The organism is Runella sp. R0.1_18, from assembly GCF_057652155.1.
In genome coordinates, this window is the sequence record NZ_JBYFCK010000001.1 from 585,420 (window position 1) to 609,963 (window position 24,544).

Sequence of the window (24,544 nt, forward strand, 5' to 3'; positions counted from 1 at the left end):
GTATAGAACTTTCGGGGAGTTTTTAGCTTTACACCTCAAAGACCGTAAACTGGTCTGGAATCTCAACATGGCGGAAGCCTTCCGCTTCGAGACGATGTTTAAAAGCGATTTGGTTGTCATACTCCCCGTGCACCAAAAATAGCGTCTTCACTTGCGCGGGGTCTTGGCATTTCAAAAACTGAATCAATTCGTTGTAATCGGCGTGCGCTGAAAACGAATCCATCACCTCTACCCTCGCCTTCACTTGGTACGTTTCCCCGAAAATTCGTACTTCTGCATCACCGCGTTTTAGCGCTCCACCAAGACTATCGGGAGAACAGTAGCCTACCAACATGATTGTGTTATCAGGGTTGAGAATGTTGTTTCTGATGTGGTGTTTAATCCGTCCCGCTTCAGCCATCCCCGATGCCGAAATAATCACACAAGGCTCTTTGAGGTCGTTGATGGCCTTCGACTCCTGTACATCAGACACATAGTGTAAGTTAGGGAAGTTAAACGCATCGCCGTCTTTCTCGATATATTCTAAAATATCAGGATTAAAGTATTCATCGTGCTTGCGCATGATTGAGGTTGCCTTGATGGCCAACGGACTATCAATAAATACTTTCAGACGGGGTAAAAGTCCTTCGTTGGCCAATTGGTCGAGGGCATAAATGAGTTCTTGAGTACGGTCAATGGCAAAGGCAGGGATAATCAATTTCCCTCCACGCGTCACACACGTATCACGCACCACCCGCAGCAAGTGCGCTTTCATGTCAGGCTCAGGTTCGTGCTGACGGTTTCCGTAAGTCGATTCACAAATAATCACTTCTGCCTGCGGGAATGCCTCGGGGCTGCGTAAAATTTTATCGTCAGGACGACCAACATCTCCCGAAAACGTAATTTGTTTATCAACTCCTTGATCTTTGATGGTCAAATGCACCGCCGCGCTTCCCAAAATATGACCCGTATCGGTAAAACGTACTTTTATCTCGTCGGTATTGAGCCAAAAATCTTGGTGATAATCGACTGTCACCAGCAATTCGAGGGTTTTACGCACGTCGTTTTCGTCGTACAACAACTCCAGTTCATCGTCGCCACGCTTTTTGCGGCGTTCGTTGATTCGCTCCAAGTCTTTTTGTTGGATAAAAGCGCTGTCGAGCAACATAATATTGCACAAATCGGCCGTAGGTGGCGTACAGTAAATCGGGCCATTAAACCCCTTACGAACCAACCTTGGCAGCAACCCCGTGTGGTCGATGTGGGCGTGCGACAACACCACAAAATCTATTTCATCGGCTTTAAAGCCAAAATTTTGATTGAGGTCTTGGGTATTAATCCCCTGAAACATCCCACAATCAAGCAACACTCTTGTTCCTTTTTTGGTCGTAATCAGGTGCTTAGAACCTGTCACACGGCGCGCCGCGCCAAAGAATTGTATTTTCATCTGATTTTTAGTTTAATAATGAGTGTCGAATGTCGAGTGCAGAATGTCGAATAAGTTTTTTTCATTTGACATTCTGCACTCGACATTCGACATTCCCTTAGGGTTTTGTTACAATTTCATCCAAATTAAGCATGGCATTTGTCGTTACGGTCAAGGCAGCCAGTTCGGGCGTGGCGTTGCCGTCGTTGGCCAAAAGTTTTTTGGTAGCGCCAGTATCTTTTCGATAGTTTGCCAATGACTTGTTATACAAATTAAGTAAAACTTGTAAACGTTTGGGAGAGATGGATTGGTACGTCAAGCGACGGTAGGCTTCACGAATTTGCTCCTGTGGACTCGCATACTTCGCCGCAATGGCCTCCGAAAAACAATGCGCTGCCTCCAAATAGACGGGGTCGTTAAGGGTCACCAATGCCTGTAATGGCGTGTTGGTTCGGATGCGCCTTACTTGACAAAATTCACGACTAGGAGCATCAAACATTACCATCGACGGATAAGGAGCGGTACGTTTCCAATAAATATACAACGCCCGACGGTAGCGGTCTTCTCCCGCGCTCAGTTGCCATTTTGCCCCGTCGTAGGGCGACAGCCAAATATTATCGGGCTGCAAGGGCATCATGCTACGTCCGTACATTTTGCGCGACAACAAACCACTCGTAGCCAGCAATTGGTCGCGAATTTGCTCGGCCGAAAGGCGCACCCGTGGCCCCCGCGAGAGCCATTTATTGAAGGGGTCTTGGGCTAGTTTTTCGGGAGTGACGGTAGCACTTTGTCGGTAAGTTGCTGACAGTACAATTTGTTTGAGCAGCTTTTTGAGACTCCATTGGTTTGTTTCCATCAACTCCACCGACAGCCAGTCCAGTAATTCTTGGTGGGTAGGAGTAATTCCTTGCGAGCCAAAATCCTCGACCGTTTCGACGATTCCTGTTCCAAACAGTTGCTCCCAAATCCGATTCACCGCTACCCGCGCCGTCAGTGGATGCTCTCGCGAAGTCATCCATTTGGCCAAATCCAAGCGGTTTTTCATGGAAGCAGTTTTTGCTCCCGATTCTTTAAAGAGGTTGGGCACATCAGGATTTACTTTCTTGCCTTTGACTGTCCAGTTACCTCGTTCAAAAACGTGTGTCGTACGCGCCAAATCACCATAGCCATCGTACATAATGGGCGTGCTTTCTACCCCACCCGTCAAAATTTCAGCGTACAGTTTTTCCACCTCCGCAAACCCCACTTCCTCTTTCCCTGGCAGTGCTTCTTGAAACGCCGCCCACTTAATCCTCACCCATTCTTTGGGTGTTTTGGGGCTATGGAGCGTCCAAAATAGCGAACGTTTTCCCGCATCAGGCGCTACAGGCAACACCATCACGGTATCTCCTACTTTTGACAATTCGAGCGAAAGAATGACTTTCCCTTTGATACTGTCTTGGTGAAGTTGCAAGAGCGCATTTTCGGCGTTGGTCCCGATGTTCAGCAATAACCTATTTTTACCCGTCAGCGTCACATTGGGCCAGCGCGCCGTTCCTTGGTCTTGTATCCCAAAGTATTTGGCATCCAACAACGAGGCATTGACGTGTTGGTCAAAATCGTGGGAGTTGACTTTGGGCTCCATAATCCGCGCAAAACGCTGAAAATCGGGCAATTTCATCCCAGCTTTCCCTTGATGCGCCTTTATCCATTGCTCAATTTTGAGCACCCGTACGGAATCTTCTTTGCCATAAAACCGCAACGTCGGCGTATCGCTCGTCACGTCTTCGTCGCGGGTATTGTTGAAAAAGGCCAAATATTTGTAGTATTCTTCGTGGGTAAACGGGTCGTAGGGGTGGCTGTGGCATTGCACACACCCAAATGTCGTCCCCTGAAAAACATCCCAAGTGGTATTTACTCGGTCAATAACCGCCGCTACCCGAAACTCTTCGTCTTGCGTCCCCCCCTCGTCGTTGTTCATGGTATTGCGGTGAAAACCCGTCGCAATCAACTGGGCATCGGTTGGGTTGGGGAGCAAATCTCCCGCCAATTGTTCAACCACAAACTTATCGTATGATTTGTCCTCATTAAATGCCTTAATGAGCCAATCGCGGTAGCGCCAGATATTCCGACCAGGGTCACGTTCGTACCCTTTGGTATCGGCATAGCGCGCCAAATCGAGCCACATTCCCGCCCAACGTTCGCCGTAGGCAGACGATTTTAGCAGAGAATCGACTAGATTTTCGTACGCTTTGGGAGAAGCATCTTTCAAAAATCGCTGGACTTGCGCATCCGTCGGAGGCAATCCCGTCAAGTCCAAGCTCACTCGACGAATCAGCGTGGCGCGGTCGGCTTCGGCAGCAGGTTTTAGCTGCTGTTCGCGCAGTTTTTCCAGCACAAAATGGTCAATTTCATTTTTAGCCCAACGCGTTTCATCATCATCGGCGAGGCCCAATCGCGCCCAAAAGCTACCAATAGAAGGCACACTCGGCCGCTCAACACGGTTATACGCCCAGTGATTTCCCCATTTTGCTCCTTGATCAATCCATTTGGTGAGTACTTCCACCTCTTCTTCCGAAAGCGGTGGACCATCTTTGGGCATTTTCTCTTCGTGGCCTTCGGGCAGTAAAATTCGCCGCATCATTTCACTTTCCTCGGCGTCTCCCGCCACCACAGGAGGTTTTCCCGATTTGGCAGGGTCGTACATATCTTTCTCAAACAAAAAGCTCACGCCTCCTGCTTTTTTGACCCCACCGTGGCACGCCATGCAGTGCTTATTCAGAATAGGCTTTACTTCCTCATTAAAATTAAGTTGATGGGTAAAAATTCCTAAAAATGAAAAAGAACTTAGCAATACAATCGCCGCTGCTCCAATCAATATCCATTTTGATTTCATTCTGATATTATCTTCAAAAGTCCAATCATAGCCTTTCCACTTATAAAAAGACACTGGGTATCTTTTTCTCACTCAACCAATTGTGCAATCTACTTTGTGAACACATAGTTCAGATAGTTTTTGACACAAATTCTGTATCTTCCCCCCAAAACTCCTTAACCATGTCTGAAATTACTACTACCCTCACGGCCAGCGACGGTACCTCACTCTTTACACGCGCTTGGCTCGCACCTTCTTCCAAAGCAGTCATCGTACTCATTCACGGATTTGGCGAACACAGTGGTCGCTATGCGCATTTTGCTGATTTTTTTAACCAAAATGGCTATTCCGTCTTTTCAATGGATAACCGAGGTCATGGAAAATCAGGGGGAAAACGCGGCCACGCCCCTTCATACGACGCCTACCTCAATGACATTGAAACTCTCCTCAGCTATGCCAAACAACAAGCGCCTCAGCTACCTATTTACCTTTATGGACACTCGATGGGCGGCAATTTAGTCCTCAACTACACCATCCGCCGCCAACCTCCTATCCAAGGGCTTATTGCGACGGGCCCGTGGATTCGACTGGCGTTTGAACCAAAACCTATTTTGGTGACCATCGGTAAACTTTTTCGCAAGGTACTCCCAGGATTTTCGCAAGGAAGTGGCTTGGTACAAGACCATATTTCTAAAGACCCTGCTGTCGTAGAAGCGTACAAAAACGACCCGCTCGTTCATGGTACCATCACGGCCTCCGCGAGCATTGGGCTACTGGAAGCCGCTGCTTTTCTCAATTCATACGACGGTGCCATGCCCGTCCCGACCCTCATCATGCACGGCGACGAAGACTTTCTCACCTCCCAACCCGCAAGTGAAGAGTTTGCTCGGCGGGTCGGTGGTGCGGTCACTTATAAAAAGTGGCATGGGATGTACCACGAGATTCACAATGAGCCCCAAAAATTAGAAGTCTTTAATTTCACTTTAGGGTGGTTGGAGCATGATATAAAAGACTGATTTATCGACAAAATCGTCGGGTTAGTACATAAAGTGGGCTATACGCCATCGGTTTTCCTTGGTTAATGCAGAATTTTGCCCAACAATCATTCAAACTAACAACCCAAAAATGGAAAGACTACGATTTACGGCAAGTTGGATGCTCGCAGGGGCACTTTCTGTCGCATTCATTAAATCAGACGACCCCAAACCCAACAAAGGACTCGACCTATCGGGCATGGATTTGAGCGTTAGCCCACGCGAGGACTTCTTCTTGTATTCTAACGGTAGCTGGTTGAAGAAAACCGATATTCCTGCCTCTGAAACGGCCTGGGGTTCGTTCAATATTCTTCGTGACAGCAACTCTAAACACCTCAAAGCCATTTTGGAAGAGGCCGCCGCGAGCAAATCTCCCAAGGGCAGTGTCAAACAGCGCGTTGGCGACTTTTTTGCGTCGGGCATGGACACCGTTGCCATCGAAAAGCTTGGCTACGAGCCCATTAAAGCCGTTTTAACCGAAATCGACAAAATCAAAAACTACGAAGATTTACTACGTTATTCGGCCACTCACCCCCAAGACGGAGGAAGCACATTTATTGGTGCAGGTATTGGGCAAGATGCCAAAAACCCCGATACGTATATCGTAAGTATGCGCCAAACGGGCACAGGACTTCCTGAAAAAGACTATTACACCAAAACCGACGAGCCTACTATCAAGGTTCGCAATGCCTACAAAAAATACATCGCGACGCTGTTTACCCTCACAGGAACAGACGCTACCAAAGCGCAACAGTTGGCCGACGATATTTTGGCGTTAGAAACGCAAATCGCCGCGACACACATGGGGCGCATCGAAATGAGAAACCCTGTAGCGATGTACAATAAATTTGCCGTCAAAGATTTTGCCGCCAAAGTACCCAACCTAAATTTGATGAATACGTTGGCGACGATGCGCATGAAAACCGATAGCATTATCGTAGGTCAGCCAAAGTATTACGAAGCCCTCAACGAGTGGTTGCCCAAAGCCAATATCGAAACGTTGAAAGCAAAAATGAAATTTTCAGTGATTAGTGGCGCGGCCAACTACCTCAGCAAACCTTTTGTTGAAGCTAGTTTTGAATACAGCGGCAAAACCCTGAACGGCCAAAAAGTGCAACAAGAGCGCTGGAAGCGGATTTCGAGCCTTACCGACAACCTCGCGGGCGATTTATTGGGGCAGCTTTACGTGGAAAAACACTTCAAACCAGAAGCAAAAAAACGCATGGACGAGTTGGTAGCAAACCTTCAGAAGGTGTTTGAAAAACGCATCAACGAACTCGACTGGATGACTGCTGAAACCAAAGTAGAAGCACTACGAAAACTCAATGCTTTTACGCCCAAAATCGGCTACCCGTCAAAATGGAAAACGTACGAAGGCGTTAACGTAAAACGCAGTGATTTTTACGGCAACGTGCGGGCCTTTGGCAAATGGCGTTACGAAGAAATGTTGGGGCGCTTGGGCAAACCCGTTGACAAAACCGAATGGGGCATGACGCCACCAACGGTAAACGCTTATTACAGCCCTCTTCGCAACGAAATCGCGTTCCCAGCGGGAATTTTGCAATGGCCGTTCTTTGACCCTGAGGCCGACGACGCCTTCAACTACGGCGCCATCGGTGCCGTGATTGGCCACGAAATGACGCACGGTTTCGACGACCAAGGACGTCAGTACAACTACATGGGGATGTTGAAGAATTGGTGGAAAAAAGACGACAACGACCAGTTTAAACAACGCGCCCAAGTGGTGATTGACCAATATGACGGCTTTACTGTGCTTGATAATTTACACGTAAAAGGTCAACTGACTTTAGGCGAGAACATTGCTGATATTGGTGGGCTTTCGGTCGCTTACGAAGCGTTTAAGACATTTACCAAGCAAGGCAAAGGCAATGAAAAAATCGACGGTTTTACGCCTGACCAACGTTTCTTTTTGGCCTTTGGGCAAATTTGGCGCGCCAAACTCCGCGACGAAGCCCTTCGCTTGAGAGTCAACACCGACCCACACTCTCCTGGGCAGTTCCGCGCCAATGGCCCATTATCCAATTTTGAGCCGTTTTACAAAGCATTCGGCGTACAACCTGGCGATAAAATGTACCGCCCCGAAGCCAATCGAGTGAAAATTTGGTAATTGATTCTCATTTTTTAGCCTAAAAATCGCCTTTGTCTTCATCGACAAGGCGATTTTTTGTTATAAAAGCCCTAATTTTGCGGCTTCATTTTTTACAACTAAGTCATCCCTAGTTATTTTACCACCACATAACGCACTAATTGCCTAATAATCAAAGTATTTTAAACCAAAAAACACGATTTAAAAGCAACAATTTGAAGTGCGCAAACTCCCAATCCAATGAAAAAAATCCAATCGGCCTTACTTTCGGTTTATTACAAAGACGGTCTTGAACCAATCGTAAGACTCCTCCACCAACACGGCGTAAAGTTGTACTCAACGGGTGGAACACAGACGTTCATCGAAAACATGGGAATTCCTGTGACTGCCGTGGAAGACCTTACAGGCTACCCTTCTATCTTTGGAGGCCGCGTAAAAACGCTTCACCCTGCTGTTTTTGGAGGTATTTTGTACCGTCGTGACGACGCTGGCGATTTGGCGCAAGCCACTCAGTTCAACATTCCATCGATCGACTTGGTGGTTGTCGATTTATATCCTTTTGAGGAAACCGTTGCTTCAGGTGCTAGTGCCGAAGACATCATCGAAAAAATCGACATTGGAGGTATTTCATTGATTCGGGCGGGTGCTAAAAACTTCCAAGATTCTCTCATCGTTTCGTCGCGGAATCAATACGCTGACGTGCTCAATATTCTTACTGAAAAAGACGGCGCCACTGACCTCTCCGACCGTCGTCGTTATGCGCAAGAGGCATTTGCCACTACAAGCCATTACGATACCGCCATCAATCAGTGGTTTTTAGGCGCAACGGAGGAAAAAGCTACCTCCCCCATTGGGGGTTGGGGGGCTGGGGTTACCCTTCGCTACGGCGAAAACCCACACCAAGCAGCGACGTTTTATGGTGACTTGGATGCCATGTTTGACAAACTTCACGGTAAAGATCTGTCATACAACAACTTGGTGGATGTAGATGCCTGCGTATCGCTCATCGATGAGTTTGGCGAAGAACCTACCTTTGCCATCATCAAACATACCAATGCTTGTGGCGTAGCAACGGCTGCCACGTCTCATCAGGCTTACGTAAATGCCTTGGCTTGCGACCCAGTTTCTGCTTTTGGTGGCGTAATTATCACCAACACGACGGTGGACTTAGCAACGGCCGAAGAATTGAATAAACTTTTCATGGAGATTTTGATTGCGCCTGCCTACGAAGCTGATGCGTTGTCGTTGTTACAATCGAAGAAAAACCGCATTCTTCTCCAGCGTAAAGCTATCGAGCTCCCTACTAAGATGTTCAAAACTATCTTGAACGGTGTTCTCGAACAAGACAAAGATTTGGTGGTAGAAACCGCTTCTCAGTTTACAACGGTGACGAAAGTAGCCCCAACCGACGCTGAAGTAAAAGCGTTAGAGTTTGCGTTGAAAGTGTGTAAACATACCAAATCAAATACGATTGTGTTGGCCAACGAAAACCAACTACTCGCCAGTGGAACAGGACAAACTTCTCGCGTGGACGCGCTGCGTCAGGCGATTGAGAAAGCAAATTCGTTTGGTTTTGATTTGAAAGGCGCGGTAATGGCTTCGGATGCGTTCTTCCCGTTTGCGGACTGCGTCGAAATCGCGCACAATGCAGGTATCACAGCCGTAGTGCAGCCAGGGGGCTCTATCCGCGACAAAGATTCAATTGAATACTGCGACGCCAACGGCATGGCGATGGTGACCACGGGCGTTCGCCACTTCAAACACTAGATAGTGTGGAGGGTTGCTCACAACCCGACCCGTACATGTTTTTCAAAAAGCGGTGGCTGGTTTAGAAACTAGCCACCGCTTTTTTTCTTTCGTGTAGATTCTCCTCCTTTCAGCCTTTATCTAGTAAATCAATTGTTTCCGCCAAATGAATCGCTTTTTGTTATTTTTTCTGAGTTTATCGCTTTCGGCTCTTGCACAAGCACCTGTACCTTCGCCTTTGCGCGTCGAGCAACTTCGAGTGGAGTATAAAACCAATCCCGTCGGGATTGATGCCTTCCTTCCTCGTTTTAGCTGGAAACTCTTTTCCAAGGAGCGAAATACCCTTCAAAAATCGTATCAAATCCAAGTCTCAAAAGACGATAAATTCTCAAAAAAAGGGGTCATTTGGCAATCAGGAGACATCACCTCCGACGCCTCTCACCTCATTGATTACCAAGGTCCTAACCTTCAAAGCCGCCAACGGTATTTTTGGAAAGTCAAAGTCACCGACAATTACGGAAACGTAGCCGAATCAGCCATCAATTTCTTTGAAATGGGGCTTTTGGCCTCTTCCGACTGGCAAGCCAAGTGGATTGAACCCGAAAAAGAAGGAATTGATTTCAAAAAACAACAACCTGCCTCCCTCCTTCGCAAAGAGTTTACGACCAAACCAAAAGGCAAAATAGCTTCTGCACGTTTGTACGTCACCAGCCGTGGCCTCAACGAAATGTACATCAATGGTCAACGCATTGGCAAAGACGTTCTGAGCCCAGGCTGGACAGCCTACCAAGCTCGTATTCAATATTTTACCTACAATGTCACGGCATTTATCCAAGCAGGAAACAATGCCATCGGAGCCATGCTTGGCGATGGTTGGTACCGTGGCTATTTGGTTTGGGAAAACAACCGCAACGTCTGGGGCGAACGCGTCGCACTCCTAAGCCAATTAGTGATTAAATACGAAGATGGAACCGAGCAAATCATCGGCACCGACGAAACTTGGAAGGCCAACAACAACGGCCCCGTCCGCGAAAACGACCTCTACAACGGTGAAACCTACGACGCACGTTTGGAGAAAAAAGGCTGGACTGCCGTAGGTTTCGACGAAAGTACGTGGTGGAACGTTCGTCTTGGCAATTACCCCAAAGACAACCTCATTGCCCCCGCAGGCCCGCCCGTACGACGTACCCAAGAATTGAAACCCCTCAAAGTATTTACAACCCCAGCGGGGGAAACCGTTTATGACTTTGGGCAAAATATGGTGGGCTGGGTACGCTTACGCGTCCAAGGCCCTGCTGGCACCAAAATCCGTATTACCCACGCCGAAGTCCTCGACCAAAAAGGCAATTTTTACACCGCCAATCTGCGTTCTGCCAAGTGCGAACTTACTTATATCCTCAAAGGAGACAGCATCGAAACCTACGAACCCCGCTTTACTTTTATGGGTTTTCGTTATGCTCGTATCGAAGGTTTGCCAACCGCCCCTTCGCTCGACAACCTCACGAGCGTAGTCATTCACTCCGATTTCCCCAATTCAGGAACGTTTGAAACCTCAAAACCCCTTATCAATCAACTACAAAAAAACATTGTTTGGGGACAAATTGGCAATTTTGTGGATGTTCCCACTGATTGTCCGCAACGGGATGAACGACTAGGATGGACAGGTGACGCCCAAGCTTTTGTCCGAACCGCTACGTTTAATAAAGAAGTCGCTGGCTTTTTTACCAAATGGCTACGCGACGTGGCGATTGACCAAAAGCCCAATGGCGGCGTTCCGCACGTCGTACCTGATGTGATTCAAAACAAAAACCCCGACGACATTAAGTCATCAGCAGGCTGGGCCGACGTCGCTACGATTGCCCCTTGGACACTTTATCAAGTCTATTCCGACCGACGTTTGTTGGAAACCCAGTATGAATCCATGAAAAAATGGGTGGAGTATGTTCGCAAAAACGCAGGTTCTAAGCTCCTCTGGACCAACGGCGAACATTTTGGTGACTGGCTTTCATACCGTGGTGCGGCGCAATTTGGAGAGCCCGTAACGGACAATGACTTTATTGCTACGGCCTTTTTTGCCCATTCGGCCAACCTAACGTCAAAAGCGGCACTTACCCTAGGCAAAGCCACGGATGCGGTCTTGTACGGGGAGTTATTCCAAAACATCAAAAAAGCCTTTTTGCAAGAATATGTTTCTCCCAATGGTCGGTTGGTTTGCAATACCCAAACGGCTTATGTGTTGGCCCTTTATTTCGATTTACTGCCCGAAAATCTTCGTCCGCAGGCCGTTGAGCGCCTCGTGCAAGACATCAAGCGGCACGGCAATCACCTCACTACAGGCTTCCTGGGTACGCCTTATTTGTGTCATGTACTAACTCGTTTTGGTAAAAACGACGTTGCTTACGACCTATTGAATCAAGAAACGTACCCTTCGTGGCTCTACCCCGTTAAGAAGGGCGCAACTACTATTTGGGAGCGCTGGGACGGTATTAAACCCGACGGAAGTTTTCAGGATGTTAGCATGAACTCCTACAACCATTATGCCTACGGGGCCATTGGCGATTGGATGTATCAAAACATGGCAGGGATTGATTTGGTAGAACCTGGTTTCAAAAAATTTGTGATTGCCCCCAAACCTGGCGGCGGGTTTACTTCTACCAAAGCTACCTATGAATCCCCGTACGGAACGATAGCTTCTTCGTGGGAACAGCAAAACGGGAAAACTACCCTAAAAATAAGCGTACCCGCCAATTCAAAAGCCCTTGTCAAACTTCCTGCCATTGGTACAGACAAACTAAATCAAATAGCTCAAACCCAACGACTAAAGCTTGTAGAAGGGGCATTGGAAGTGGGAAGTGGAGAATATTTGTTTGAATGGTAGTGGTAAATTAGTCGGTTTGTGAGCAACCCGACTGGCGACTAGGCAGTAATTTTCGCTAGCAGTATTCGTTCCGAAATCTTATTCTTCACTTCAGGAATATCCGTTTCGGGGTAGTAGTGAATTTCAACGTTTTGGCGGACGTATTCTATGCCTACACTAGGTTGATGCCCATGAAAAAGTAATGCAGGGAAATTGGCAATCGGGAAAAAGGGCAAGCCCGAAACCCGATAAATAGTAATGGTTTTGCAAAAAATACAGGCCAAGTGTTCGGGAAAAGAATCAAGCGTTAAGGCATATTCAGCTTGGGTAGCGACCAATGCCAGCTCCTGAATCGACAACAGCCGAGACGCATTCAAAAGGCGATTTGAATCGCCAGCCGAGGGATTTATTTCGTTGATAATACGAGCAGATAAATCAGTCTGACCACAAAACACCACCGAATAAGACGATTCTTGCAAAACTTTTCGGACAATGTCTGCCCAAAAAGCAAGGCTCATTTGTCGATGCGGCTCTCCCGTTTCAGGAAAAAGCATAACGTAGGAATTGGCCAGTGGATACGGGAGTTTGGCCCCAACGGATTCCCAAGAAACTGACGGAAGAATATGAAAATACGGCTTTACGTCTTCGAGTTTGGCCGTAATATTCATCTCTTTCAAGAGCGCTCCATAAGTATCAAAATGGTGAAAACACGTATTTTCGGGCAACGTCAATTCCACATCAAGCAAACCTCCCTGCCCTCGTCGATTAAATCCAATTGCTTTTTTTACTTTCGTAAAAGGCAGGATAAAATGGGATACCGCGTTGGAGGTGCGTACGTCAATATAATAGTCGTACTCTTCCTGTTTTAAAATCTCAATTGCCGTTTTGAAAGTAGCATAAAACTGCTTGATTTTCTGCCAATTACTGCTTTTGGCACGATTACTCAAGATGTGGTCGAGGTAAATAGCCTGACGAATGTAGGGATTATGTTCATTAACGGCCTTGCACCATGTTGGCGTAATCACATCAATGATGGCATTGGGGTATTTTTGGCGAATCAACGGGAACAAATACGATACCGTCAGGGCATCGCCCATGTGCCCCAACGAAGCTACTAACACCTTAGGCGCGGCCGAAATAGACCCGCGTTCTCTCCTTTTATAGAACCACCTAGCATAGGCATCTATAAAAAAATCGGTTAAACGCATTGGAATTGTCTCCCGAGGGGTGCCGCTGTAATATCGCTTCATTAATCAATTATAATTCTTTATTTACAAAGTGTAACCCAGTTGGCTAAATTTCTCTTTCCAAAACTCCAACTCATGAATATCCCAAGCGTGGCATCCAAACGGAAGCTGTCGGCCGTTGAGTTCAAACGATTTGGACGGTTTATCTTCTACAGCAAACCGTAAAGCTTCGCGCCAATGCGGTACCCGTACCCGCTGGATGTAGCGGTTCATTTCGATGCAAAAAAAGACATCCTCGTTGTAAAAAGAGCCTTTCCCTGCCAAATAACGCTCAATGGTTGGGCGTTGTGAACGCACAATATCAAGCATTTTCTGAACCTTACGAAGCGAAAAGCCACCGTTTCCGACGGTCATTTTGAGAATCACATCCAACGGTTGATTGTTTCGGTTTTTGTCGCGCAAATCAAACCAAATCGCCAATTGTTTCTTGAGACTAAAAATCAGCTTGTCCGTTACCGAAGAAAAATCACGTTCAAGGCGCCAAGGCGCACCAATGTAGTCGTATCCTTTCTGGCACCATTCCAGCAATTCATCCCGAAACACAAATGCATCCAATTGATAAATCAATATGTACTCATAGCTAGCGAAACGCTCATAAAACTCCGTCGAAAGCATCAATCGGTTGTAAGTCTGAACACTTTCAAAATAGCTATCATCAAAAGACTCAAATTGCAGTTGAGGCCGAACTTCTGTCAAAAATTGAAGGTCGAGTGATTGCGGTTTAACAATTTGAATGGAGTATTTTCCTAAAACTTTCAGGCATTGAACAAAAGCAATCTGTTCGTATGCAGTAAAATTAGATTTATATATGGGAATAACGACGACGACTGGGTTCATACCACCTCTGGGTTGGTGTCGAATTTTTTGGGGTAACAAAAGACCCTCAAAGGTACAAGAAAAAGTCTATCCAAAATAAAATTTTACCGATACCCTTTCAAATCAGCCCCCGATGGGGGTTTATTCTTTCGATAGTTATGCTTCGTAATTTTGGCCTCAAAAATAGGCTGTTTGGTCTCACAAGAGCATCTACCTGCTGTTTAGCAAAAAATTGTACATTTTTTATACGCTCGTCTATTATCAAAGAAAATTTATCGTTAATTTTGCGGCAAATTTATGAATCACTATAAACTTTATATCATAATATGGTAGCTGTAAGACCGGATGAGGTTTCGGCGATACTTCGGGAACAATTGGCAGGAGCCAAAACCGACGCCCAACTCGAAGAAGTAGGTACGGTGCTCCAAATAGGTGACGGTGTAGCCCGTATCTATGGCCTTACCAAAGTACAAGCAGGAGAGCTTCTCGTGTTTGCAAATGGCCTCAAAGCCCTTGCCCTCAACCTCGAAGAAGACAACGTCGGAGCGGTATTGCTCGGCGAATCGTCCGAAATTAAAGAAGGTGATACCGTAAAACGTACTGGCGAAATCGCCTCTGTAAAAGTAGGTGAAGGAATCATCGGACGTGTAGTAAACACACTTGCGGAACCTATCGACGGTATGGGACCTATCCAAGGCGAAACGTACGAAATGCCACTTGAGCGTAAAGCACCAGGGGTAATCTACCGTCAGCCTGTAACTGAGCCTCTTCAAACGGGTATCAAATCAATCGACGCCATGATTCCTATCGGACGTGGCCAACGCGAATTGGTGATTGGTGACCGTCAAACGGGTAAAACAGCCGTTTGTATTGATACCATCATCAACCAAAAAGAATTCTACGACAAAGGTGAGCCTGTATATTGTATCTACGTAGCTTGCGGTCAGAAAGCCTCTACCGTGAAGCAAGTAGAAGCTACCCTCCGTCGTTATGGAGCAATGGACTACACCGTTATCGTTTCGGCGTCGGCGGCCGATCCTTCTCCAATGCAATTCTTCGCGCCATTTACGGGTGCTGCCATCGGAGAGTATTTCCGCGACACTGGCCGTCCTGCCTTGGTAGTTTATGATGACTTGTCGAAACAAGCCGTTGCTTACCGCGAGGTATCTCTTTTGCTCCGTCGCCCACCAGGACGTGAAGCCTACCCAGGAGACGTATTCTACCTTCACAGCCGTTTGCTAGAGCGTGCCGCGAAAATCAACACGTCGGACGAAATCGCTAGAAACATGAACGACTTACCACCTTCGTTGAAAGACAAAGTAAAAGGTGGTGGTTCATTGACGGCCCTTCCAATCATCGAAACACAAGCAGGTGACGTGTCGGCTTATATTCCAACCAACGTAATCTCGATCACTGATGGTCAGATTTTCTTGGAATCAAACCTCTTCAACGCAGGTATCCGTCCAGCCATCAACGTAGGTATCTCGGTATCTCGCGTGGGTGGTAACGCACAGATCAAGTCAATGAAAAAAGTAGCAGGTACGCTTAAACTTGACCAAGCGCAGTTCCGTGAATTGGAAGCGTTTGCCAAGTTTGGTTCAGACCTTGATGCTTCTACTAAATTGACCATCGACCGTGGTCGCCGCAACCAAGAAATCTTGAAACAAGGTCAGTTCTCACCAGTAAGTGTAGGTGACCAAGTAGCGATTATCTATGCTTCTATCAACGGAGTATTGGACAAAGTAAACGTTTCAAAAGTAAAAGAATTTGAAACCGAATTTATCCACCAATTGAAAGCTTCGCACCCAGAAGTGTTGAAAGCATTAGCTGCTGGTAAATTGGATGATTCAGTAACAGATACTATCAAGAAACTAGGTCGCGAACTCGCTCCTAAATACGCTTAATTTACTGCATTAGCAGGTTCATATCGAATGTCTCGCATCAAAGAAATCGTAAAGGCTACGCCCCTCATTGGGGACGTAGCCCGATTTATCGGAAAATATCGCACACGGGTACCCGCAGGGCATTTTTATAGCCCAATTGTATCGGTGGACGAAATACGTAAACGTGAAGAACAGATTTACCCCACACCTCCGCCACGGACGTTGCCAGGTATTGATCTTCGCGAAGAAGCGCAAGTCGCCTTGATGCAGACGTTTGCCTCGTCTTACTTTGGGAGTGTTCCTTTTACAGATACCCCCCAAGAAGGCTTTCGGTATTATTTTGTCAACAAATATTTTATTCACGCCGACGCCACCACGCTGCATTGCATGATGCGGCACTTTAAACCCAAGCACATCATTGAAGCAGGGTCTGGGTTTTCGTCGGCAGTGATGTTGGATACCAACGAGCGTTTTTTAAACCAAAGCGTAAAGTTCACGTTTATCGAGCCTTATCCCGACCGTTTGTATTCGTTGTTGACACCCGCCGACCGCCAACAGACAACCATTTTTGAAAAAACATTGCAGGATATTCCTGTGGAGTATTTTGAGCAATTAGGCGAAAACGACATCTTGTTTATTGATTCGACTCACGTATCAAAAACAGGAAGCGACGTCAACTATTTCTTGTTCGAGATATTCCCGCGCCTCCAACCTGGGGTCATCGTCCATGTTCACGACGTATTTTATCCTTTTGAGTACCCTAAAGCATGGGTAATCGACGGAAACGGGCGTTTTGGCTGGAATGAAGCCTACATGATGCGGGCGTTTTTGATGTACCAAAACCAGTTTGAAGTGTTGTTTTACAACGATTTTCTTCAAACGTTTCATTCTGAATGGTTATCACAGCACATGCCAACCTACGCCACACGCGGACGAGGTTCGAGTATCTGGCTGAGAAAAACCAAGTAAAAGCAGTAAGTTTAAATAGTTTTATCCTGTACGGAAACTATTAACAAATAACAGTTAACGGTAACACACAATGGCTTCACTGAAGGAAGTTCGCAGTAGAATCACGTCGGTTAACTCGACGCAACAAATTACGAAGGCCATGAAAATGGTGGCCGCCGCTAAACTTCGCCGTGCGCAAGACGCCATCATTCAGATGCGCCCTTATGCCAAGAAGTTAAGTGAAATGCTTGCAACGGTATCAGCAGGGGCTGAAACCGCCGCAGAAAGCCCATTTAAGCAGGTCCGTTCGGTAGAAAAAGTGTTGATTGTCACTGTTACTTCTGACCGTGGCCTTTGTGGGGCGTTCAATTCCAATATCGCTAAAGCCGCCAACCTTCTCATCAACGAAAAATACGCTACGCAAGCTGCCAAAGGCAATGTAGAGATTTTGGCGTTGGGAAAAAAAGGAGGTGAGGCATTTCAGCGCAGGGGCTTCAACGTAAATACAACCTACATGGATGTATATACTCGTTTGAGCTTTGGCGTCGTAAAAGAAGCCGCTGAAAGCATCATGGCCGACTTTGAGGCAGGAAAATACGACGCGGTAGAAGTGGTTTTCAACGAATTTAAAAACGTTGCGACCCAAATCATCCGTACCGAACAGTTTTTGCCAATCGTCGCTGACGAAACAGCATCACAAAACGTATCTGCTTCGGGTGCTAACTACGTATTTGAGCCATCAGAAGAGCAAATCGTCCAAGATTTGATTCCTAAGACGCTCAAAATTCAATTGTACCGTGCTGTACTCGAATCTAATGCTTCGGAACACGGTGCGCGTATGGCGGCGATGGACAAAGCCACCGACAACGCGCAAGAGCTTTTGAAAGCGTTGCGTTTGGAATACAACCGCTCACGCCAAGCGGCCATTACCAAAGAAATCCTCGAAATCGTGGGTGGTGCCGAAGCCTTATCCCAAGGATAATCCCCCAACGATTTTTATATTTAAAAGCCTGTCTTTGAGAAGACAGGCTTTTTTTGTGATTCGCATTATTAACTGATTTCTCACTTATTTTGTATATTTGTATAATCGAAGAAATACTTTCATATGAATAAAAAAGAAAAATATAGTAGCTTTCATGAAATGAAAGATAGCACAACTTCAATAAATTCAGTTAATGCCACTGAGGTAATGAAGCGCCACGCAATGTCCAATACCTTCATGGGGCATATTAGGGATGAACAAAAAAACATAACCTCCAAAAATCACAAGCCCACACCAAAGGGATAGCATGAGTTACAGCCCTATTTCGTACATCTTCACCTCTTTAAATAAACACCGTGTACAATTCTTAGTTGTTGGAGGCATGGCAGTCGCTTTTTATGGCCACTCTAGGCTTTCTACTAATATGGCTGGTGAAATTACTGAAAAACCTGATATTGATATTTGGTACAATCTTAATTGATTCACTCTCTATTCTAATCTCCTTTATAATTATCATTTCTATGTTTACTTACTAAAAAAACCAGCTCGACAAAAATAGACATAACCAATCATTTATGATACAAACAAGCCTCACTACTTACCTACGTACTTTAGCTTTATTTTTATTTTTTCTCGCAATTCTAACATACTACCGCCGTTTTCCAACAGGGGATGATGCTTGGTTTGCCGAGCAATCTTACTGGTTATGGCATGAAGGTAAAGTACGTTCTGAATTCTTTCGGGGTTTATTAGGTTGGGAAAACCAATATTTAGTAAGTCATAAGCTATTTATTGCTGTCGGAGCAATTCTTACTGGATTATTTCCAGAATCTCTCTATGCTGTTAAACTATCCGGGTTATTATTTTTTATATTGTTGATTTTATTAATGACCAAAATAATCTATCATCAATATTCGTCCTCACCAAATAGATCATTCATTATTCCACTCATGTATGTGCTACTTTTTTCAAATGCCTTGATGGTTCAAATGAGTTTTGAAAATAGGCCAGAGATGATGATAACGTCTTTCGGCTTTGGGTCATTTTATTTCATTCATAGAAACAGTTCAAATAAGAATTTTGCTTTTTTCTCAGGTTTTTTTGCTGGTTTATCTTTATTAAGTCACTTAAATGGTATTATTTTTATAATTGCAGGAGGCATTACTTATCTATACAAAAAAAAGTGCACTAATTTAGTTTTATTCTGCCTATCAGCGTTTTTAACAAGTTCTCTATATTTTTACGATATTATTTCAACATCTAATGGGGTAGAAACATGGTGGTTTCAGTTTAGCCATGACCCAGCTACCCAAAATGCGTTAGGTCTCTGGTCTAAATTAAAAGTAGTTATTGAATTTCCGAAGCTTTTTGTTGAATCCCCTGAACAACAGGCCATAACTTTTTTATTTATTACCACCAATATATGGTTAAAAAAGAATTGGCATTCTCTAAATTCTATTACTTCTATTTATCTTATATCTTTAATACTTTCTTTTTGGTTAATCACAAAACGTGCTAGTGGTATATATGAGATAATGTTTATTCCTTTTTTAATAATCTATATATTAGAGTTATTGAATACGAGTAGTACAAACATGAAAGTGCCTTTGTACGTAAAAATTGTTTCTTTTTTTTACATTACCGTTGGTTTTGTAGGGAGTGTACAAACTATTCATAAAAATTATTCTGATTATTTACCTGACAAATATAGAGCATTACGTCTTGTTCTTCCTTCCAAAGGAAAAGGATTAGTTCCAATCACTTTTTATTTTAATGAATATAAATATTTTAACAGCCTTTTATCTCATACAAATTTTGATTTGCAGAAATCTAATTTGTTAAAAAATAAAGAAGCTTCAGCTAATGATTTTTTCCAGTGGGCTAGAAACAATAAAGTTCATTTTATTCTAATTGATTATCAAAGCGAATCTGCCAGTTTTTATCCTATTAAAGGTATAAAAACTGTAAAAGAATACCATTTATCTTTTTTTGATGGTCGATTCGCCATTTATTCCATTTAATCTCCTTTAAAATTATCATTTCTATGTTTAATTACTTCAAGAACTCATTTCGGCGAAAAATTGCTCGACGTTTTACCAAAGAGTATCCATCCCGCCTTCAGCAATATTATTTGGAAAAAGAAGGCAAAGTTGACTTTGCAGAATGGACAAATCCATTCATTACGCCACTTGGGCTAAAACAAGAAATGGTAGATTTTTTCCGTCAGTTTATCAAAGAAGGGGATTTGGCCATTGATATTGGGGCAAATATTGGAGATACAACCGTCCCGATGGCGTTAGCAGCGGAAAAAAATGGGCTTGTTTTAGGATTTGACCCTAACCCTTACGTATTTAAAATCTTGCAAGAAAACGCTTTGCTCAATCAAGATAAGGCAACAATTCACCCTTTGCCGTTTGCCATTTCGGTTCAAGAAGAAGAGTTCTATTTTATTTCTTCCGAAGCCTCCTTTGTCAACGGAGGGATTTCGCCCACCAAAGATAGCCGTCATGGAAAATTTATCCACCCCGAAAAAATTAAAGGGGTACCAATGAAGCAATTTTTAGAAAAAAATTATGCAGAATGGTTGCCTAAATTGTCCTTTATTAAAATAGACACCGAAGGCTATGACAAAGAAATCCTCAAATCAATATCTGATTTAATAGCTCAATACAAACCTGTAATCGTAGCCGAAAGCTTTGGAAAAAATACCGATGCTGAAAAAATGGAGCTTTTTACGACGATTGCCCAGCACGGATACCAAATTTATTACGTCGAAGAATTTGAAACAACCGCTGAGGTTATTCCAATCAACACCAAGGAAGAAATTGTCAACTGGAAAAAAACCATTAATATTTACGCTACGCCTAAGTAGGCAAATGGGCAGGGCCTGTCTTCGAGGAGACAGGCCCTGCTTGTATTTATTTGATTACCGAAATTACTTTCGACTGGTTATACGCCCCAAAAATACCTACCCCTCCCTCAATATTGGAATAAAGAGGTTTGGGTTCTTTTAAATTAGGGATAAGGCCACTCGTGTTCGCTCCCCACGTATAGGCTTCTGTTTTTGTTTTGAGGTAATGATAGCTGTGGCTGTCAAGCGAATAAAGCATTGTTTGTAATGATACAGATTCTGCCAAATAGGCATTAAAGACCTTATTTTCAATAGAATTGACTGTAAAATCTTTCGCATCGAATAGCGCATTCCCAACTAACAAGCCTAAATAAGGCCCTGTTGAAGCTCCTAATTTTGGGACAAAAACAATATTTTTTAGCTCAAAATTAAAGGTAAAAAAAGAAACATTGTTTGCAGGTTTTTGAATGGAAAAAGCATAATCATTTCCCTCTTTATTCCCCGCAACGACAACCTTATCAGGATTAGGTGGTACTGTACAATTTCCTTTGAGAATAGCACCAGTTGAAAGTGACACTCGAAGTCGGTAACTTTTTGATGCTCTAACTTTTAGGGTGCGATTATCAATAAAATAGCTATTATTTTTTGCATCAAAAGGCAATGAATGTACTGTGCTATCATCCTCTATGCTGACTTTGGCGTCTTTGATGACTGCTTCGCCCGAACGAACCACACTTCCCAGTGCCTTCCCTTGATAAACATATACCTTTACAATAGAATCTTGCGGAGAAATCAATGAACTAACGGCAACTAAATTCTCAGCCGAAATTCGTTCTATTTCAACACCACTTTGGCAAGACAAAAGGCAAATACTCACCAGCCCGACAAAAAAGTTACCTATTTTCATCAAAATTTAAAGTTATACGTTACCGCAGGGATTACAGGAAACAAAGCTCGTTTTACCAGCCTACTCCGCTGTCCCTCAGGGGAGTTTTCGGTTTTTAAATAATAGTAAAGCGGGTTTTGGCGATTATAGGCATTGTAAAGCCCTACCTCCCAAGTACGTTCTCCCCAGCGTTTTTTCTTGTGAAATTGCACGGCAACATCTAATCGGTGGTAAGCTTCGGCTCGAAAACTATTGCGACTCCCTAGATAGTCAAAACGCTCAGGAAACGTTTGTCCTAGCCCCCCTTGTGTGAAATAAAAGCCTTGGGGTACTGTCAACGCATTGCCTGTGGCATAGACCCAATTGGCCGAAAGGGTAACTTTCGGAGATAATTTATAGGAAGCTACCAACGAAAAATCATGGCGACGGTCATAGCGTGGATAGAACCGTTTTCCATTATTGAGCGAATCAAACTGATGTACCGTCCACGAAAGCGTATAACCCACCCATCCCGTCAATCGACCTTTATTTTTTTGAAGAAGCACCTCTGTGCCATACGACCACGCACGCCCTGTCGTTACGTTGTTTTCCCATTGTAAAGGTTTGGCTCCTTCATCAAACGACAAAAATGTGGCTCCTTCTTTGTACGCAACAATGCCTCGCATCCACTTACGGTAACTTTCAATGGTCAATTGAAGCCCTGCTTTAGGAAATACTTTACTCAACCCCACAGCTATTTGATCAGATTGCTGAGGAGGAACCCGCTCCGTGGCTGGTACCCATAGGTCAGTCGATAAACCTGTACCTGTGTTTGTTAATAAATGAATAAACTGATTGTTGCGCGCATACGACATTTTTAGGGACAAATTGCGAGCCAAAGAATACCCAGCCGTCAGACGAGGTTCTAGAAAAACATAGGTACGAGCAGCAGTTTGGAGGCCATTCAGGCGCAAACCTGCATTTAATGACAAACTCTTATAACTATACGTATCTTCAGCATATACAGCAAACTCCTGATTACTAGAAACTTGATTATCTTTTTCTTGAGTGTTATCTTCTCGATTTTCTTTAAAATACGCCCTTGGTTTAAAGCGATGATGAGTCACCAATGCTCCAAATTTTACTTGGTGGGCATTGTTGGGGAAATAATCAAAATCCGTTTTAAGGGTATAGTCTCGAATGGAAGAGGTAAATTCTGTAAAAGTATGGCTGTTTTCTCCACCATCAGTACGAACACGCTCAAATGTGTCAAATAATCGAAAACGAAAATCGGTCACTGCTAAAGTCGTATTCACAAAAAGCTTTTGGTTCACCAAATGATTCCATCGAAGAGTGCCTGTGGCATTTCCCCACCCTAAGCCTGAGTTGGTTTTAATCGTGGAAGATGTTCGCTCAATGTATTCTTTGACAAGTAGCGCATCACTACCAAAATACCCGCTTAGATATAGTTTGTCTTTCTCGCCTAAATCCAGATTTATTTTGGCATTCAAATCATAAAAATGATAGCCTACTTTCTCTTCTTTTGGCATCAAGGGCATCGTTAGCAAGTCTAAATACGTGCGTCTGCCTGAAAAAAGAAACGACGATTTTCCTTTTTTGATTGGGCCATCTAGCGTCAATCGGCTTGATAATAACCCTACTCCCCCTTCTCCTCGAACTTTGTCTTTGCTACCTTCTTTCATCTGTAAATCAATGACCGACGACAAACGTCCTCCGTAGCGAGCAGGAAAGCCCCCTTTCCAAAAATCAACGTTTTTGATTGCATCTCCGTTAAAAACTGAGAAAAAACCAAACAAATGATTGGCATTATATACTTGGGCTTCGTCCAACAGAATGAGATTTTGGTCAGGCCCTCCACCTCTTACATAAAGGGCGGTACTGCCTTCCGTTCCTTTTTGCACACCTGGCAACAACTGCAAGGCTTTAATAACATCTTTTTCGCCCAATAGGGTTGGGATTTGTTTGATTTGTGAGACGGGTAAGCGCACTACGCTCATTTGTGCTACTTCCGTGGGTTGGTGCTGCCCGCTTACCTTGACCTCGTCTAGCTCTTTGGCTTGAGCAGTAAGCGCTATATTTTGTTGTAGTGATTGAGTCAGGGTCATCGTCTGTTCTTCAGTGGCATACCCCAAGGCCGAAAACCGAATTAAAACGACCTGATTGGCAGGCAAACGAAGTGAATAAAATCCATACGCATTGGTGACTGTCCCAATCGTAGTCCCCTCCATACCCACACTTACTCCCACTAGGCTTTCTTGCGTTCCTTTTTCTCGAACATACCCACTCAACGTAACGGTTTGTGCCTGAACGATAGCACTCAAAAAAACAAATAACCAACAATAGTTCATAGCTGAAATTAAATACGTGTTATTTTTCGGCAGCTACAAAACCTACCTTTACCTCTGGCAGTGTGCTATTTTTTATTTGGACGGCAGTCATTTTTTTATCCACTACACTCAAAGACCACTCGCCACTCATCAGTGCCATTATCTTCAACTGGCTAGAGGTAGGTTTTTTAGGTGGGTCAGGAAATTGAGTCTGAATACTGATAGATATCGCGTATCGCTTTGTATCTGCACTATATTCGTATCTCCCCCCAAAAAAATCCCCATTAAAAAAGAAATCTCCTGTACATGCTCTTGTTGAAGTTTTTTTTACCTTTCTAGAATAAGCACACTTTTCTAGTAAAAACTCGCCGCTTTTTAAAACGTTTTTTAGGGAATCTGGAACGTTACCACTCACCTCAAATGACTGAATATTCCAAGAAGTACGAACTTTGTCTAATTCAGCCTCAATCATAGCATCTTCTTGATTTTTACAGCTCAAAAGACAGGCTAATAATACTACTAGAAAAATTGACAGATATTTCATTAAAATATGTTTTAAAAGTGGGGAATTATTTATATTCCCCACAAAAGTGTTAGACAA

Annotated in this window: 16 protein-coding genes; 9 read left to right on the forward strand and 7 right to left on the reverse strand. The window is 44.3% G+C overall.

What is annotated here, in order from left to right; all coding sequences use genetic code 11:
• Nucleotides 1–28 precede the first annotated feature (28 nt).
• Together AC23P2_RS02535 and AC23P2_RS02540 are read right to left on the reverse strand one after the other, a co-directional pair.
• Nucleotides 29–1,426 (reverse strand): MBL fold metallo-hydrolase RNA specificity domain-containing protein, encoded by a 1,398-nt coding sequence (locus AC23P2_RS02535; RefSeq protein ID WP_487771730.1) that lies wholly within the window; start codon nucleotides 1,424–1,426, stop codon nucleotides 29–31.
• Between the two features lie 97 nt (nucleotides 1,427–1,523).
• Nucleotides 1,524–4,280 (reverse strand): DUF1553 domain-containing protein, encoded by a 2,757-nt coding sequence (locus AC23P2_RS02540; RefSeq protein ID WP_487771792.1) that lies wholly within the window; start codon nucleotides 4,278–4,280, stop codon nucleotides 1,524–1,526.
• 161 nt (nucleotides 4,281–4,441) lie between these two features.
• Between AC23P2_RS02540 and AC23P2_RS02545 the strand changes: the two genes are divergently transcribed.
• The 4 genes from AC23P2_RS02545 (at nucleotide 4,442) to AC23P2_RS02560 (ending at nucleotide 12,024) form a co-directional block, all read left to right on the forward strand.
• Complete coding sequence (locus AC23P2_RS02545; RefSeq protein WP_487771731.1) at nucleotides 4,442–5,275, forward strand: lysophospholipase; 834 nt, start codon at nucleotides 4,442–4,444, stop codon at nucleotides 5,273–5,275.
• Between the two features lie 109 nt (nucleotides 5,276–5,384).
• Nucleotides 5,385–7,421 carry a M13 family metallopeptidase gene (locus tag AC23P2_RS02550; protein WP_487771732.1) on the forward strand — a complete coding sequence of 679 codons (2,037 nt, stop codon included), beginning with the start codon at nucleotides 5,385–5,387 and terminating at the stop codon, nucleotides 7,419–7,421.
• 219 nt (nucleotides 7,422–7,640) lie between these two features.
• A complete protein-coding gene (gene purH / locus AC23P2_RS02555) occupies nucleotides 7,641–9,167 on the forward strand; it encodes a bifunctional phosphoribosylaminoimidazolecarboxamide formyltransferase/IMP cyclohydrolase (protein WP_487771733.1) in 1,527 nt (508 codons plus the stop codon).
• Nucleotides 9,168–9,312: 145 nt separating this feature from the next.
• Nucleotides 9,313–12,024, forward strand: coding sequence for a family 78 glycoside hydrolase catalytic domain (locus AC23P2_RS02560; protein WP_487771734.1), 2,712 nt, complete (start codon nucleotides 9,313–9,315; stop codon nucleotides 12,022–12,024).
• Nucleotides 12,025–12,062: 38 nt separating this feature from the next.
• Here AC23P2_RS02560 and AC23P2_RS02565 read toward each other — a convergent pair whose 3' ends face one another.
• Together AC23P2_RS02565 and AC23P2_RS02570 are read right to left on the reverse strand one after the other, a co-directional pair.
• A complete protein-coding gene (locus AC23P2_RS02565; RefSeq protein WP_487771735.1) occupies nucleotides 12,063–13,211 on the reverse strand; it encodes a glycosyltransferase family 9 protein in 1,149 nt (382 codons plus the stop codon).
• A 63-nt stretch (nucleotides 13,212–13,274) separates the two neighbouring features.
• Nucleotides 13,275–14,087, reverse strand: coding sequence for a DUF5672 family protein (locus tag AC23P2_RS02570; protein WP_487771736.1), 813 nt, complete (start codon nucleotides 14,085–14,087; stop codon nucleotides 13,275–13,277).
• Between the two features lie 305 nt (nucleotides 14,088–14,392).
• Between AC23P2_RS02570 and atpA the strand changes: the two genes are divergently transcribed.
• From atpA to AC23P2_RS02595, 5 genes are all read left to right on the forward strand, one after another.
• Nucleotides 14,393–15,970 carry a F0F1 ATP synthase subunit alpha gene (atpA, locus tag AC23P2_RS02575; protein ID WP_183978253.1) on the forward strand — a complete coding sequence of 526 codons (1,578 nt, stop codon included), beginning with the start codon at nucleotides 14,393–14,395 and terminating at the stop codon, nucleotides 15,968–15,970.
• 27 nt (nucleotides 15,971–15,997) lie between these two features.
• Nucleotides 15,998–16,918, forward strand: coding sequence for a class I SAM-dependent methyltransferase (locus AC23P2_RS02580; RefSeq protein ID WP_487771737.1), 921 nt, complete (start codon nucleotides 15,998–16,000; stop codon nucleotides 16,916–16,918).
• A 70-nt stretch (nucleotides 16,919–16,988) separates the two neighbouring features.
• A complete protein-coding gene (atpG, locus tag AC23P2_RS02585) occupies nucleotides 16,989–17,879 on the forward strand; it encodes an ATP synthase F1 subunit gamma (protein WP_487771738.1) in 891 nt (296 codons plus the stop codon).
• Between the two features lie 575 nt (nucleotides 17,880–18,454).
• Nucleotides 18,455–19,900, forward strand: a complete 1,446-nt coding sequence (locus tag AC23P2_RS02590; RefSeq protein WP_487771739.1) for a hypothetical protein — start codon at nucleotides 18,455–18,457, stop codon at nucleotides 19,898–19,900.
• 23 nt (nucleotides 19,901–19,923) lie between these two features.
• Nucleotides 19,924–20,751 (forward strand): FkbM family methyltransferase, encoded by an 828-nt coding sequence (locus AC23P2_RS02595; protein WP_487771740.1) that lies wholly within the window; start codon nucleotides 19,924–19,926, stop codon nucleotides 20,749–20,751.
• A 46-nt stretch (nucleotides 20,752–20,797) separates the two neighbouring features.
• Here the strand turns inward: AC23P2_RS02595 and AC23P2_RS02600 are convergent, their stop codons facing one another.
• Genes AC23P2_RS02600 through AC23P2_RS02610 form a run of 3 tightly spaced genes read right to left on the reverse strand, consistent with a single transcriptional unit; the run spans nucleotide 20,798 to nucleotide 24,487 of the window.
• Nucleotides 20,798–21,637: a DUF4249 domain-containing protein gene (locus AC23P2_RS02600; RefSeq protein ID WP_487771741.1), complete on the reverse strand. Its 840-nt coding sequence runs from the start codon at nucleotides 21,635–21,637 to the stop codon at nucleotides 20,798–20,800.
• Nucleotides 21,637–23,964 (reverse strand): TonB-dependent receptor, encoded by a 2,328-nt coding sequence (locus AC23P2_RS02605; protein WP_487771742.1) that lies wholly within the window; start codon nucleotides 23,962–23,964, stop codon nucleotides 21,637–21,639. The genes AC23P2_RS02600 and AC23P2_RS02605 overlap by 1 nt, the downstream gene beginning before the upstream one ends.
• A 19-nt stretch (nucleotides 23,965–23,983) precedes the next feature.
• Nucleotides 23,984–24,487 carry a hypothetical protein gene (locus AC23P2_RS02610; RefSeq protein ID WP_487771743.1) on the reverse strand — a complete coding sequence of 168 codons (504 nt, stop codon included), beginning with the start codon at nucleotides 24,485–24,487 and terminating at the stop codon, nucleotides 23,984–23,986.
• Between the last annotated feature and the right edge of the window lie 57 nt (nucleotides 24,488–24,544).

Bases quoted from the DNA above. Each gene is read 5' to 3' on its own strand.
- AC23P2_RS02545 (WP_487771731.1), top strand. From the start codon at position 4,442: ATGTCTGAAATTACTACTACCCTCACGGCCAGCGACGGTACCTCACTC.
- AC23P2_RS02595 (WP_487771740.1), top strand. From the start codon at position 19,924: ATGTTTAATTACTTCAAGAACTCATTTCGGCGAAAAATTGCTCGACGT.
- AC23P2_RS02605 (WP_487771742.1), bottom strand. From the start codon at position 23,964: ATGAACTATTGTTGGTTATTTGTTTTTTTGAGTGCTATCGTTCAGGCA.
- AC23P2_RS02540 (WP_487771792.1), bottom strand. From the start codon at position 4,280: ATGAAATCAAAATGGATATTGATTGGAGCAGCGGCGATTGTATTGCTA.
- atpA (WP_183978253.1), top strand. From the start codon at position 14,393: ATGGTAGCTGTAAGACCGGATGAGGTTTCGGCGATACTTCGGGAACAA.
- AC23P2_RS02535 (WP_487771730.1), bottom strand. From the start codon at position 1,426: ATGAAAATACAATTCTTTGGCGCGGCGCGCCGTGTGACAGGTTCTAAG.
- AC23P2_RS02565 (WP_487771735.1), bottom strand. From the start codon at position 13,211: ATGCGTTTAACCGATTTTTTTATAGATGCCTATGCTAGGTGGTTCTAT.
- AC23P2_RS02600 (WP_487771741.1), bottom strand. From the start codon at position 21,637: ATGAAAATAGGTAACTTTTTTGTCGGGCTGGTGAGTATTTGCCTTTTG.
- AC23P2_RS02590 (WP_487771739.1), top strand. From the start codon at position 18,455: ATGATACAAACAAGCCTCACTACTTACCTACGTACTTTAGCTTTATTT.
- AC23P2_RS02580 (WP_487771737.1), top strand. From the start codon at position 15,998: ATGTCTCGCATCAAAGAAATCGTAAAGGCTACGCCCCTCATTGGGGAC.
- AC23P2_RS02560 (WP_487771734.1), top strand. From the start codon at position 9,313: ATGAATCGCTTTTTGTTATTTTTTCTGAGTTTATCGCTTTCGGCTCTT.
- AC23P2_RS02570 (WP_487771736.1), bottom strand. From the start codon at position 14,087: ATGAACCCAGTCGTCGTCGTTATTCCCATATATAAATCTAATTTTACT.
- purH (WP_487771733.1), top strand. From the start codon at position 7,641: ATGAAAAAAATCCAATCGGCCTTACTTTCGGTTTATTACAAAGACGGT.
- AC23P2_RS02550 (WP_487771732.1), top strand. From the start codon at position 5,385: ATGGAAAGACTACGATTTACGGCAAGTTGGATGCTCGCAGGGGCACTT.
- atpG (WP_487771738.1), top strand. From the start codon at position 16,989: ATGGCTTCACTGAAGGAAGTTCGCAGTAGAATCACGTCGGTTAACTCG.
- AC23P2_RS02610 (WP_487771743.1), bottom strand. From the start codon at position 24,487: ATGAAATATCTGTCAATTTTTCTAGTAGTATTATTAGCCTGTCTTTTG.